Below are 13100 nucleotides of genomic sequence, written 5' to 3' on the forward strand. Positions count from 1 at the left end.
AGCGCCTCAGGGCGCATCGGAGTTAGTCAAATGGCACACAAGAAAGCTGGCGGTTCGTCGCGCAACGGTCGCGATTCGCACTCCAAGCGTCTCGGCGTGAAGAAGTTCGGCGGCGAAGCCGTCATCGCCGGCAACATCATCATTCGTCAGCGCGGCACGCAATGGCATCCGGGCACCAATGTTGGCATGGGCACGGACCACACCCTTTTTGCGCTCGAAGCCGGCGCAGTCACCTTCAACAAGAAAGCCAACGGCCGAACCTACGTATCGGTGAACCCGATTACCAAAGCAGCGGAGTAGCCGGTTCCGCACCATAACACCGGCGCCCATCTCGGGAACCGGTGTCTGGCCAGGCCAGGAAAAGGATCAGGAGAGATGGGTTTGCCCTCTCTCCTTTTTCATTTTTTCTTGCCCTGGAGGACTAAAATGGTTGCCGAAGCGGAAGACTCCGAAGACGAAAGTTACGCGATCGATTGCCCGGTGCTGGCCACCGAGCGTCTGGCCATGCGCGCCCCGCGCGAGAGCGATCTGGAGCAACTCGTCACGCTGGCCGACAACCGGCATGTCGCCGAAATGCTGGCCCGCATGCCGCATCCTTATGGCGAAGCCGAGGGCCGGACCTTCCTCGCCATGGCGGCGTCGCGCCGCGCCGGCATCGTCTATGCCCTGACGCTCAAGGATACCGGCACCTTCGTCGGCTGCGCCGGGCTCAACACCACCGATCGCGGCCTGGAACTGGGCTACTGGATCGGCGAGCCTTACTGGAAGCGCGGCTATGCCACCGAGGCCGCGCACGTCCTGGTCGACCTCGCCTTCCAGCGGACCTCGATCCAGGTGCTGCATGCCTCGACAAGAGTGATCAATCCGGCCTCGCGCCGGGTCATCCACAAATGCGGCTTCCAGTATGCCGGCCAGGGCATGCTGAACTCGATCGTCGCGGGGCAGGTGCCGGTCGAGCGGTATCGCCTTGATCGCAAGACGTGGAACAGTCTGCGCAACTGGATCCATTATTGATAGGTGCTTCGGAAGGTTGAGCGGCGCCCCCTCACCCGGATTGCCAGCCGAATTGCGACGGGCAATTCGGGACAATCCGACCCTCCCCGAGGGGAGAGGAGCAGGTAAGGGCTGGCGTCAATCTCTTCTCCCCTTGGGGAGGAGGTGGCCGCGAAGCGGCCGGATGAGGGGGAGTTCAGAATTCAGCCCAGCTCGGCCCAGAGCGGCAGGTGATCGGAGCCGACGGCGTCCCGGTCGGACCATAGACGCTTCAGCGATCTGGCCAGCGAGGCGCTGGTGAAGATGTAGTCGATGCGTTTGTGGCGGTTTTTGTCGTCTGGGCGGTCGGGATCGACCCAGGTGACGAGGTCGGCGACGGCAAGGCGCTGGGCGACGTCGACGGCGAGATCGGCGGTCAGCGGCATGCCGAACTCATGGTCCGGGCGGCCGGCGAGCTCGACATATTCCGGCGAGCCCGGCAGCATGTTGAAGTCGCCCATGACGATGAAGGCTTCCGGATAGGGCAGGTCCGGCAGGCCGATCTCGGGAATGCCCGACAGCCCGCCGCCTTCGAGCGCATAGTTCAAGAGGCGCTGGCGCAGGAAGCGGATCTGGCTCTGGCGCTCGACCGGGCTGCGGTGGTCGAGATGGGTGGAATAGAAGCGGATGAAGCCGAGCGGCGTCTCGATCAGCGCTTCGAGCGCGCCGCGCTGGAAGTTCATGGCCTCGAGGCTGCGACTGCGCGGCAAAAGGAGATTGCGCGACAGATGAATGGGTGTCCTCGACAGCACCATGTTGCCGAGCTGGAAGGAGGTCGAGATGGCGCGGCCGTTCTCCAGACGAGAGCCGATATTGACCTCGAAATTGCTGCCATAGGCGGCAAAATAATCGGGCAGCGCCTCGCTGATCTCGGCCACCATGTCGCGGTCGCCGTTGCGCGGGTTGTTGCGGGTCACTTCCTGCAGCGCGATCACGTCGGCACCGCGCACGGCGTCGGCGATGCGCCCGACATCGTATTTGCGGTCGAGGCCGATGCCGTATTGGATGTTGTAGGAAAAAATCTTCATTCCCGCGCCCCTTTAATCCCCGCCAGTGCTACCGCGTGCGCGCCGAAAGGGCATCCGGCGCTTTAGTCGCAATTCGGCCTCGCCCTCGGCTCTGCCTTGGTTTAGAGCAATCCCGCAAGTGCAATAGCAGAAACTTGAAACGATGAAATTCCTCGACCAAGCCAAGGTTTACATCCGTTCCGGCGATGGCGGTGCCGGTTCGGTGTCGTTCCGGCGTGAAAAATTCATCGAGTTCGGCGGGCCCGATGGCGGCGATGGCGGCCGCGGCGGCGATGTGTGGGCGGAAGCGGTCGACGGGCTGAACACGCTGATCGACTATCGCTACCAGCAGCATTTCAAGGCCAAGACCGGCATGCACGGCATGGGCCGCAACATGACCGGGGCCAAGGGCGCCGACATCACGCTGAAAGTGCCGGCCGGCACCCAGATCTTTGCCGAGGACAATGAGACGCTGATCTGCGACCTGACCGTCGTCGGCCAGCGCTTCCTGCTTGCCAAGGGCGGCAATGGCGGCTTCGGCAACCAGCATTTCAAGACCTCGACCAACCAGGCGCCGCGGCGCGCCAATCCCGGCCTGCCGGGCGAGGAGCTGAGCATCTGGCTCCGGCTCAAGCTGATCGCCGACGCCGGCCTAGTCGGCCTGCCCAACGCCGGCAAGTCGACCTTCCTTGCGGCCGTCACCGCGGCCAAGCCGAAGATCGCCGACTATCCGTTCACCACGCTCTATCCAGGCCTCGGCGTCGCCCGCATCGACGGCCGCGAATTCGTGCTCGCCGACATCCCCGGCCTGATCGAGGGGGCGCATGAGGGGGTGGGCATCGGCGACCGCTTCCTCGGCCATGTCGAGCGCACGCGCGTGCTGCTGCACCTCGTCTCCGCGCAGGAAGAAAATCCGGGCAAAGCCTACAAGACGGTGCGCGCCGAGCTCGATGCCTATGGCCATGGGCTGACCGACAAGGTTGAGATCGTCGCGCTCAGCCAGGTCGACATTCTCGACGCGGACGCCCGCAAGAAAAAGGCGGCCTCGCTGAAGCGTGCCGCCGGCCGCGCGCCGATGCTTGTCTCGGCCGTCACCGGCGAAGGCGTCGAGGCCGTGCTGCGCGCGCTGATGGCGGTGGTCGCAGAAGCGCGCGATGCCGTTCCGGCGCCTGTCGACACACGCTGGCGATAAGACCGATGAGATCGCTGAAATCATACCGGCGCATCACAGTGAAGATCGGTTCGGCGCTGCTCGTCGACCGCGCGACAGGTTTGAAGCGCGACTGGCTGACCTCGCTTGCCGGCGACATTGCGGTGCTTGCCGATGCGGGCGCGGAGGTGCTCGTCGTCTCCTCGGGCGCCATCGCGCTCGGGCGCACCATTCTCGGCCTCGGCAGACGCGCGCTGAAGCTCGAGGAGAGCCAGGCGGCGGCCGCCGTCGGTCAGATCGCGCTTGCCGGCGCCTGGTCGGACGCGCTCGGCAAGGACGGGCTGAAGTCGGGCCAGATCCTTTTGACCCTCGGCGATACGGAGGAACGCCGCCGCTATCTCAACGCGCGCGCGACGATCTCGACCCTGCTCAAGATGAAGGCGGTGCCGGTCATCAACGAGAACGACACGGTGGCGACGTCCGAAATCCGCTATGGCGACAACGATCGGCTGGCGGCGCGGGTGGCGACGATGATGGGCGCCGACCTGCTGGTGCTGCTTTCCGACATTGACGGGCTCTACACGGCGCCGCCGGCCAAGGATCCGCAAGCGAAGTTCATCCCGGTGGTCGACCGCATCACGCCGGATATCGAGGCGATGGCGGGCGCGGCCGCGTCCGAACTGTCGCGCGGCGGCATGCGCACCAAGCTCGACGCCGGCAAGATCGCCAATGCCGCCGGCACCGCCATGATCATCACCTCTGGCACCAGGCTGTCGCCGCTGATGGCGATCGAACGCGGCGAACGCTCGACCTTTTTCAGGCCGAGCCCCAATCCGGTGAAGGGTTACAAGACCTGGATCGCCGGGCAGCTCGAACCGGCCGGCCGGCTCACCGTCGATGCCGGCGCCGTCGGTGCGCTCATGTCGGGCAAGTCGCTGCTGGCTGCCGGCGTCAAGCTGGTCAGCGGCAATTTCTCGCGCGGCGATACGGTGGCGATCCTGTCTCCGGAGGGCCGCGAGATCGCGCGCGGCCTGGTTGCCTACGATGCCGCCGATGCCGTAAGAATCGCAGGCCTGAAGACGGCCGAGATCGAAAACGTGCTCGGCTACGAGGCGCGATCGGCGATGATCCATCGCGACGACCTGGTGGTAAGCGTTGCCGGCGACCAAGTATTGGCCGACGACTAGATGGGGCGGAGGGATGAACCATGCTGAAGCTGCATGAAAAGTCCGGCGAAGACACTGTGGCACTGATGGCCGATATCGGCCGTCGCGCTCGCGCCGCCGCCCGACCGTTGGCCGTCGCTTCCAGCAGGGCCAAGAACGATGCGCTGGTTGCCATGGCCGAAGCCATCCTGCGCAACGAGCAGGCCATTCTCGACGCCAACACCATCGATACGTCGAATGGCGAGGAGGCCGGCCTGTCGGGTTCGTTTATGGACCGACTGAAGCTCAATCCCTCGCGCATCAAGGCGATGGCCGACGGCATCCGCGAGATCGCCGCGCTCAAGGATCCGGTCGGCGAAACCATTGCGGCCTGGGACCGGCCGAATGGGCTCCGCATCGAACGCGTGCGTACGCCGCTCGGCGTCATCGGCGTCATCTATGAAAGCCGCCCGAATGTGACGGCGGACGCCGGCGCGCTCTGCCTCAAGGCGGGCAATCCGGTGATCCTGCGCGGCGGCTCGGACTCGCTCAATTCCTCGGCCGCGATCCACGCCTGCATGATCGAGGGGCTGAAGGCCGCTGGCCTGCCGCGGGACGCCATCCAGCTGGTGCCGACCACCGACCGCGCCGCCGTCGGCGAGATGCTGAAAGGTCTGGGCGGCAATCTCGACGTCATCATCCCGCGCGGCGGCAAAAGCCTGGTCGGGCGCGTGCAGACCGAGGCGCGGATACCGGTCTTCGCGCATCTCGAAGGCATCTGCCATCTCTATGTCGACCGCTCGGCCGATCTCGACATGGCGGTCAATATCGCCGTCAACGCCAAGATGCGGCGCACAGGCGTGTGCGGCGCGGCCGAGACCTTGCTGGTCGACCGCGCGGCGGCCTCCACGCATCTGGTGCCGATCCTGGAAGCGCTGCGCGCTGCCGGCTGCGAGATCCACGCCGACGCCGAGGTGATGAAGGCTTTCGCCGACGCCAGCCCGGCGACCGATGCCGACTGGGTGACGGAATATCTCGACGCCGTCATCGCGGTGAAGCTGGTCGACGGCATCGCCGGCGCGATCGAGCATATCGAGACGTTTTCCTCGCACCACACCGAGGCGATCGTCGCCGAGGATACGGCTGCGGTTGAGCGCTTTTTCAACGAGATCGACTCGGCGATCCTGCTGCACAATGCCTCGACGCAGTTCGCCGATGGCGGTGAGTTCGGCATGGGCGCCGAGATCGGCATCGCCACCGGCAAGATGCATGCACGCGGACCGGTCGGTGTCGAGCAGCTCACCTCGTTCAAATACCGCGTGCGCGGGTCTGGACAGGTGAGGCCTTGACGCTTGCCGCTAGAGTGTGAGGCTTTGCGCCAAGGCCCCCCCCTCTGGCCTGCCGGCCATCTCCCCCTCAAGGGGGGAGATTGGCAGCTTCGGCGCCGGCGCTCGGCTTGCAACGCCGGTGATTGGCGAAAGTCGCGGCGACATCTGATCTCCCCCCTTGAGGGGGAGATGGCCGGCAGGCCAGAGAGGGGGGCCTAGCACCATGCTTTCGTCCCCTCAGCCCATCGTTCCCGCTCGCTACCTCCGCATGCCCCATGCCGCCAGGGGGCTGACGGTCGGTTTGTTCGGCGGCTCGTTCAATCCGCCGCATGCCGGCCATGCGCTGGTCGCCGAGATCGCGTTGAGAAGGCTCGCGCTCGACCAGCTTTGGTGGATGGTGACGCCCGGCAACCCGCTGAAAAGCGCGCGCGAACTGGCGCCGCTCGCCGAGCGTGTCGAGCTGTCCGAAAAGATCGCCAGGAACCCGAAGATCAAGGTAACCGCCTTCGAGGCGGCGCAGCATGCGCGCTACACCGCCGACACGCTTGCCCTGGTCAAGGCGCGCAACCCGGGCGTGGATTTCGTCTGGATCATGGGCGCGGACTCATTGCGCGAGTTCCACCGCTGGCAGCGCTGGCGCGAGATCGTGCTGACCTTCCCGATCGCGGTCATCGATCGCCCGGGCGCGACGCTCTCCTTCCTGTCGTCGGTCGTCGCCAAAACCTTCGACTATGCCCGTATCGACGAGGGCGACGCGCCGCTGCTTGCCCGCATGCCGGCGCCTGCCTGGACCTTCATCCACGGTCCGCGCTCCTCGCTCTCCTCCACCGCGCTCCGCAAGGCGGCGAAGGGGTAGGGCTTTTACCTTCTCCCCTTGTGGGAGAAGGTGGATCGGCGCGCAGCGCCGAGACGGATGAGGGGTGTTCCAGGGAACGCCGATCTCACTCCGCTGGAACACCCCTCATCCGTCTTGCCGCTTCGCGGCAATCCACCTTCCCCCACAAGGGGGGAGGGGAAGTCCGGCCATGTCGCTTTTACGGCGGCTTTTTTCCTGTCCGTAGACCAAGCTGCACAAGCATGCTGAAGCAGAACCCCACCACAACCGAACCCGCCCGCGCCGCGCAATCGGCGCCGTTGATCGCCATTGCCAGCGTCATCGTGTCGATGGCGCTGATCGCGATCGGCAATGGACTGATGTTCGCTTATATCCCGGTGCGCCTCGGCGCCGACGGGTTCGACCCGACCTGGGCCGGGCTGATCGTCACCGGGCTTTCGGCCGGCGGGCTGGCCGGCTGCATCCTGACCGGGCCGCTCGTCAAGCGAGTGGGTCACGCCCGCGCCTTCATGGTGCTTTCGGCGCTGATCGCGCTTTCCAATGCCGCGATCGGCGCCGGGCCGATACCGCTTTTATGGATCGCCGCGCGGGCGCTTTACGGCTTCGCCATCTGCGGGCTGTTCATCGTCGCGCAGAGCTGGCTGAACGATGCCTTGCCGAATTCGATCCGCGGCCGGGTGATGGCGGTGTTCTATGTCGCCTATATAGGCGGGCTAGGCGTGGGTTATGCGACGCTCGCCGCGATCGACATCCACACGGCCGCGGCGGCGCTGATCGGCATCACCTTCACGGCGCTTTCCATCCTGCCGGTCGGCATGACGCGGCTGGCGCAGCCGCCGGCGCCGCAGGCCGCATCGGTGGCGCTTCGCCGCGCCTGGCGCATCTCGCCGGTCGGTGTCGCCGGCATGCTCGCCGTCGGCGGCCTGTCGATGATCGTCTCCGGCTTCGCGCCGATCCATGCCACCGCCAAGGGCTACAGCCAGGCCGACGTCGCGCTGCTGTTGTCGGCGATGCCGGTCGGCACGCTGATCCTGCAGATTCCGCTCGGCTGGATATCCGACCGCACCGACCGGCGCTACGTGCTGGCGGGCGCGGCGGCGCTCGCGGCGATCGCCAGCGTGCTTGCGATCGTCTTCGACGGCGGCGCGCTGATGGCGCTGGTGGTGATCTATCTCATCTGGGACGGAGCGTCGGAATCGATCTACGCGCTCTCCAGCGCGCATGCCGCCGACCGCGCCGGCAAGGACGAGCTTCTGGCGCTGTCGAGCTCGATGCTGTTCGCCTGGTCGCTGGCCGGCTTCATCGTGCCCGGCATCGTGACGGCGCTTTCCGCCGTCTTCGGCACCGCGACCTTCATCTATGTCGGCATCGTCATCGCATCGGCCTTCTGCCTGTTCGTGCTGTGGCGCGTGATGGCCGGCCGGCCGACACCCGCGGCCATAAGCGGCAGTTTCGCGCCGATGTCGGCGCAGACGCCCCTGCCGGTGGAGCTTGCCTTCGCGCAGGATGAGTCGGTCACTTCCAAGTGAAGAACCGGCACTGAAGAACCGGTGAGACTATTGCTTGCGCGCCTCCGGCGCCGGCATTTCCGGAGGCGGCAGCGGGATCGAGATGCCCTCGGTATCGAAAGCCTGCTTGGCGCGCTTGGTCATGTCGATCTGGGTCGAGAAATAGTCGGCGGCCGACGTCCAGTAGCGCAAGGTGAGTGAAACGGTGGTGTCGCCGAGACTGGCCACGAAGGCGATCGGCGCCGGTTCGCGCCGGATGCGCTTTTCGGCGGCGGCGATGGCAAGCAGCGTCTTTTGCGCGCGGTCGATGTCATTCCACGAGCCGATGCTCAAGGTGACGTCGGTGCGCCGCACGCCGTTGCGGGTGAAATTGCGCACCGGCTGGTTCCACAGCGTCGAATTGGGCGCCAGTATGTAGACGCCTTCGACGGTGCGCAGCTTGGTGGCAAACAGGCCGATCTCCTCGACCTTGCCGGCAATCGAGCCGACCTCGACATTTTCGCCGATGCGAAAGGGTCTCAGCGCCAAAAGCATGATGCCGGCGGCGATGTTCTGCAGCGTGCCCTGCAGCGCCAGCCCGATGGCCAGGCCGGCAGCGCCGATGGCGGCAATGATGGAGGCGGTCTGCACGCCGAATTGGCCGAGCACCATGATGACGACGAGGATCAGGATGGCGTAGCGCACGACCTGTGAGAAGAAATGCCGCAACGTCTCATCGAAGCCGTGGATATGGCCGAGGCCGGCATAGATCGAGCGCTCGGCAAGCCCGGCGACAAGATAGCCGACGACCAGAAGGATGACGGCGCCGATGGCCGAGAAGGAATAGGAAACAATCAGCGTGCTCAGCTGCGCAAGCCCGGCCTGGATGGTAATGAGGGCGCTTTGCGGGTCGGTGGGCATGGCGGGTATCCCGTTGGTCAATGCGCCGATAACCCGTGCGTCTGGCATCGGTTCCCGCCTTTTGCGGCTTGGCGGAGCGCCTCCTCAACATCGCGCGGAGATCACGCTTCGAAGGCGCCCGTCTTGAAACTGCAACGGAACTCTGCCTATCTAAGTGGTGTCACCTGATTTGCCTGGTGATTTGGTTGTTCTTGTTGGGAAAGGAAACACACTGAGAACAGCACTGCGGAAGAAGGCTGACATCATGCCTTCGCCGGCAGGGATCAGCGGAAACGACGCCGCGTCCCTCGCCATCGACACAGTCCTTGCCAGTCTGGAAGACTCCAAGGCCGAAAACATCGTCTCAATCGACATCCAGGGAAAATCGAGCCTCGGCGACTATATGGTCATCGCCTCGGGCCGATCGCACCGTCATGTCTCGGCTGTCGCCGATCATCTCCTCAAGGCGCTGAAGGATGCCGGCCTCGGCAATGCGCGCGTCGAGGGGCTGGCCAGCGCCGACTGGGTCCTGATCGATTCGGGCGACATCATCGTCCATGTCTTCCGCCCCGAAGTCCGCGAATTCTACAATCTCGAAAAGATGTGGCAGGCGCCGGACCTGGAGGAAGAGACCTTGCACTGAGCCTTGATCCGCGTGCCGTGACCGTCACGGTGCGCGTTAGGACAAGCTCGCCGGGGCGAGGATGAAGATCACCGTTCATGCCGTGGGCCGGATGAAGACCGGCCCCGAGAGAGAACTCGCCGACCGCTATTTCGAGCGCTTCGCCAAGAGCGGGCCCGCGGTCGGGCTGGAGTTTGCCGGCATTGTCGAAATCCCCGAGAGCCGCGGACAGAGCGCCGACGAGCGCCGCCGCGAGGAAGCCCAGAGGCTGCAGGCGCAATTGCAGTCGGGCGCTGTTCTCATCCTGCTCGACGAACGCGGCAAGTCGCTTTCCTCGGAAGACCTGGCCGCCCGCATCGCACAGTTGCGGGACGGCGGCCGCAAGGCGCTGGTCGTCGCGATCGGCGGTGCCGACGGCCATGACAGATCCTTGCGCGAGCAAGCCGATCTTACGCTATCCTTCGGCGCGCTGACTTGGCCGCACCAGCTGGTGCGCGTCATGCTGGGCGAGCAGCTTTACCGGATCGCGACGATCCTGGCGGGTCACCCGTATCATCGATCGTGAATGGCTCGACGGCCAAGAAGCTGGGGATTGCCGGCCCACGCCAGGATTTCTGCCTCAATCGCGCGGCAACGGGGTATTCTGTTTTACGCAATCCCGGACGGAAAACCGTTACGCACTTTTCCTGGAATTGCTCTGAGCGGCGCTTTCAACATGGTTGATGGTTCGTTAACGAAGCGGCGGATAGGTTAGGGGCCTGATGTCTGAAGGCTGGTACCCGATTACGCGCGCCTGGCGCGGCCGCTGCGGCTTGACCCTTGTCGCCGCCCTGGTCGCGCTCGGTCCGGTCCAGGCGGCCGAAAATTCGCTCGACCTTGCGCCCGACCCGGATCAGAGCCGGGCCGAATACGAGCAGGTTTCCAAGGAGATCACGCTCTCGTCGGAGCGGCTGGGCAAGCTCGCCGCCGACATCGCTTCGGTGCGCAAGGACTATGCTTCGATCACCGCGGCGCTCATCCAGTCGGCGATGACGGAGCAGAAGCTCGGTCAGGACATCGAGGACATCGGCGCCAAGCTCGAAGGGCTGAAGGCCGAGCAAAATAAGCTGCGTGCCTCGCTCATGGCGCGGCGCGACGTGCTGGCCGAAGTGCTCGGCGCATTGCAGCGCATGGGGCTCAATCCGCCGCCGGCGATCCTGGTCAAGCCCGAGGATGCGCTGTCGTCGGTGCGCAGCGCCATCCTGCTCGGCGCCGTGGTGCCGGAACTGCGCCAGCAGACCGATCGGCTGATGGCCGACCTCAAGGAGCAGACGCGTGTAACGGCATCGATCGAGGCCGAGCGGGCCAGGCTCACCACCGCCGTCACCGACCAGACCGCCGAGAAGAAGCGGCTCACCATGCTGCTCGAAGCCAAGAAAAAACTGCAGGCCGATACCCAGGCCGCGATGGCGGCAGAGCAGCAGCACTCGCAGCAGCTGGCGGCGAAGGCGAGCAGCCTCAAGGACCTGATCGCCTCGCTGGAGGCCGACAAGGCGCGCAAGGCGCAGGACCAGGCCAAGGCGGGCGAGCGCAAATCGGCGGACAACGACACCACGGCCTCGACCACCGAGCTCGCTGCGCTGCCGGTGCCGGAAGCGAACCGTCTCACTGGATCGGCGCCGTTCTCGGCATTGCAAGGCCAGATCGCGCTGCCGGTCATCGGCAAGATCAAGCTGCGTTTCGGCGCCGACGACGGCAATGGCGCGGCGATGCAAGGCGACATGGTTGCGACACAATCGGGAGCCATCGTCACCGCGCCGGCGGATGGAAACGTGCTTTATGCGGGGCCGTTTCGCTCCTATGGTCAACTCTTGATCCTCAACGCAGGCGACGGGTATCATGTCGTTCTGGCGGGGATGAGCAGAATCAGCGTCGCGACCGGACAGTCGGTGCTCGCAGGAGAGCCGATCGGCGCGATGGGAGAGGCCCGGGTGGCAAGCACCTCGGCCTCGCGAAATGGAAATGCGGCGCTGGAACTCTATGTTGAGTTCCGCAAGGATGGAAAACCCGTCGATCCGGCCCCATGGTGGGCGGACCGATTTTCTGGAAGGACGTGAAATGATGCGGAAACTGTCGCTTCTGTTTGCCGGCGCGCTGATGGGCGCATCGGCAATGAGCCTGGTCTACGGCGCACCGGGTTCGGCGGCGAATGCTGCGGGTTCGGAAACCTACAAGCAGCTGGCGATCTTCGGCGACATCTTCGAACGCGTGCGCGCCAATTATGTGACGCCGCCGGACGATAAATCGCTGGTCGAGAACGCCATCAACGGCATGCTGTCCTCGCTCGACCCGCACTCCTCCTACATGAATGCCGAGCAGGCGCAGGATATGCGCGTGCAGACAAAGGGCGAGTTCGGCGGCCTCGGCATCGAGGTCACCATGGAAAACGACCTCGTCAAGGTGATCACGCCGATCGACGACACGCCGGCCGCCAAGGCGGGAGTGCTTTCCGGCGATTACATCGCCAAGATCGACGGCGAGGAGGTTCGCGGCCTCACCCTCAACGACGCGGTCGAGAAGATGCGCGGGCCGGTCAACACGCCGATCAAGCTCACCATCCTGCGCCAGGGCGCCGACAAGCCGATCGAGCTGACGGTGGTGCGCGACATCATCAAGGTCAAGGCGGTGAAGTACCGGGTCGAGAACGACATCGGCTACATGAAGATCACCTCCTTCACCGAGAAGACCTATGACGATCTCGAGAACGCCATCGAGAACATCAAGAAGCAGGTGCCGAACGACAAGCTGAAGGGCTATGTGCTCGACCTGCGCCTCAATCCGGGCGGCCTGCTCGACCAGGCGGTCAGCGTGTCGGACGCCTTCCTCAAGCGCGGCGAGATCGTCTCGACGCGCGGCCGCGATCCGAAGGACGTCACCCGCTTCGACGCCAAGCCGAAGCAGGTCGATGACATCAACGGCAAGCCGATGATCGTGCTGGTCAATGGCGGCTCGGCGAGCGCCTCGGAAATCGTCGCCGGCGCGCTGCAGGACCTGCGCCGGGTTACGGTGGTCGGCACGCAGTCCTTCGGCAAGGGCTCGGTGCAGACCATCATCCCGCTCGGCGAGAACGGCGCGCTCAGGCTGACTACGGCGCTCTATTACACGCCGTCGGGCAAGTCGATCCAGGGCAAGGGCATCACGCCCGACATCAAGGTCGACCAGCCGTTGCCCCCGGATCTGCAGGGCCGCGACCTGACCCGCGGCGAATCCGACCTCAAGGGCCACATCAAGGGCGCCGACGAGAGCTCCACCGGCTCGGGCTCGGCCGCCTATGTGCCGCCGGATCCGAAGAACGACCTGCAGCTGATCTATGCCGAGCAGCTTCTGCGCGGCGAAAAGACCGATCCGTCGTTCCCGCCGAACCCGGACAAGGCCGTGCTGAACCAGTAATGCGGTCCGGCTCTGGCCGGCTGCGAGAAGCAATGCAATGCTGCCGGGGCCGCGAGGTTCCGGCAGTTTGATTCGGGGACCGCGGTCGGGGCGCCACGCTTCTGGGTATCGCGCCCGCGATTGCGAAGTTCACGCGAGATGTCACGAAAAACGTGACCCTGGCGT

13 protein-coding genes are annotated in these 13100 nt (G+C 65.2%); 11 read left to right on the forward strand and 2 right to left on the reverse strand.

What is annotated here, in order from left to right:
- Positions 1–30 precede the first annotated feature (30 nt).
- The gene (gene rpmA / locus LB523_RS08120) at positions 31–300 is read left to right on the forward strand and encodes a 50S ribosomal protein L27 (protein WP_095767205.1); all 270 of its coding nucleotides are present in this window, start codon (positions 31–33) and stop codon (positions 298–300) included.
- 126 nt (positions 301–426) lie between these two features.
- Positions 427–1014, forward strand: coding sequence for a GNAT family N-acetyltransferase (locus LB523_RS08125; protein WP_224602131.1), 588 nt, complete (start codon positions 427–429; stop codon positions 1012–1014).
- 182 nt (positions 1015–1196) lie between these two features.
- Here the strand turns inward: LB523_RS08125 and LB523_RS08130 are convergent, their stop codons facing one another.
- Positions 1197–2060, reverse strand: coding sequence for an endonuclease/exonuclease/phosphatase family protein (locus tag LB523_RS08130; RefSeq protein WP_224602133.1), 864 nt, complete (start codon positions 2058–2060; stop codon positions 1197–1199).
- Positions 2061–2202: 142 nt separating this feature from the next.
- On the opposite strand from LB523_RS08130, the gene obgE reads away from it, so the two are divergent.
- The 5 genes from obgE to LB523_RS08155 all read left to right on the forward strand — a co-directional run bounded on the left by obgE (position 2203) and on the right by LB523_RS08155 (position 8026).
- Positions 2203–3231, forward strand: coding sequence for a GTPase ObgE (gene obgE, locus LB523_RS08135; RefSeq protein ID WP_224602134.1), 1029 nt, complete (start codon positions 2203–2205; stop codon positions 3229–3231).
- A gap of 5 nt (positions 3232–3236) precedes the next feature.
- Positions 3237–4376 (forward strand): glutamate 5-kinase, encoded by a 1140-nt coding sequence (proB, locus tag LB523_RS08140; protein WP_224602136.1) that lies wholly within the window; start codon positions 3237–3239, stop codon positions 4374–4376.
- Positions 4377–4396: 20 nt separating this feature from the next.
- Positions 4397–5683 carry a glutamate-5-semialdehyde dehydrogenase gene (locus LB523_RS08145; protein ID WP_224602138.1) on the forward strand — a complete coding sequence of 429 codons (1287 nt, stop codon included), beginning with the start codon at positions 4397–4399 and terminating at the stop codon, positions 5681–5683.
- Between the two features lie 247 nt (positions 5684–5930).
- Positions 5931–6518: a nicotinate-nucleotide adenylyltransferase gene (locus LB523_RS08150; protein WP_224602140.1), complete on the forward strand. Its 588-nt coding sequence runs from the start codon at positions 5931–5933 to the stop codon at positions 6516–6518.
- A gap of 221 nt (positions 6519–6739) precedes the next feature.
- Positions 6740–8026: an MFS transporter gene (locus tag LB523_RS08155; RefSeq protein WP_224602142.1), complete on the forward strand. Its 1287-nt coding sequence runs from the start codon at positions 6740–6742 to the stop codon at positions 8024–8026.
- Positions 8027–8053: 27 nt separating this feature from the next.
- Here the strand turns inward: LB523_RS08155 and LB523_RS08160 are convergent, their stop codons facing one another.
- Positions 8054–8905, reverse strand: coding sequence for a mechanosensitive ion channel family protein (locus tag LB523_RS08160; protein ID WP_224602412.1), 852 nt, complete (start codon positions 8903–8905; stop codon positions 8054–8056).
- 244 nt (positions 8906–9149) lie between these two features.
- Between LB523_RS08160 and rsfS the strand changes: the two genes are divergently transcribed.
- The 4 genes from rsfS to LB523_RS08180 all read left to right on the forward strand — a co-directional run bounded on the left by rsfS (position 9150) and on the right by LB523_RS08180 (position 12935).
- The gene (gene rsfS / locus LB523_RS08165) at positions 9150–9527 is read left to right on the forward strand and encodes a ribosome silencing factor (protein ID WP_095767215.1); all 378 of its coding nucleotides are present in this window, start codon (positions 9150–9152) and stop codon (positions 9525–9527) included.
- Positions 9528–9588: 61 nt separating this feature from the next.
- Positions 9589–10071, forward strand: coding sequence for a 23S rRNA (pseudouridine(1915)-N(3))-methyltransferase RlmH (gene rlmH / locus LB523_RS08170; protein WP_224602145.1), 483 nt, complete (start codon positions 9589–9591; stop codon positions 10069–10071).
- Between the two features lie 196 nt (positions 10072–10267).
- A complete protein-coding gene (locus LB523_RS08175) occupies positions 10268–11602 on the forward strand; it encodes a murein hydrolase activator EnvC family protein (protein ID WP_224602147.1) in 1335 nt (444 codons plus the stop codon).
- Between the two features lies 1 nt (position 11603).
- Positions 11604–12935, forward strand: coding sequence for a S41 family peptidase (locus LB523_RS08180; protein WP_176477009.1), 1332 nt, complete (start codon positions 11604–11606; stop codon positions 12933–12935).
- Positions 12936–13100: the final 165 nt, after the last annotated feature.

Origin of the sequence: Mesorhizobium sp. ESP-6-4 (assembly GCF_020164735.1) — a bacterium.
Lineage (GTDB): Bacteria > Pseudomonadota > Alphaproteobacteria > Rhizobiales > Rhizobiaceae > Mesorhizobium.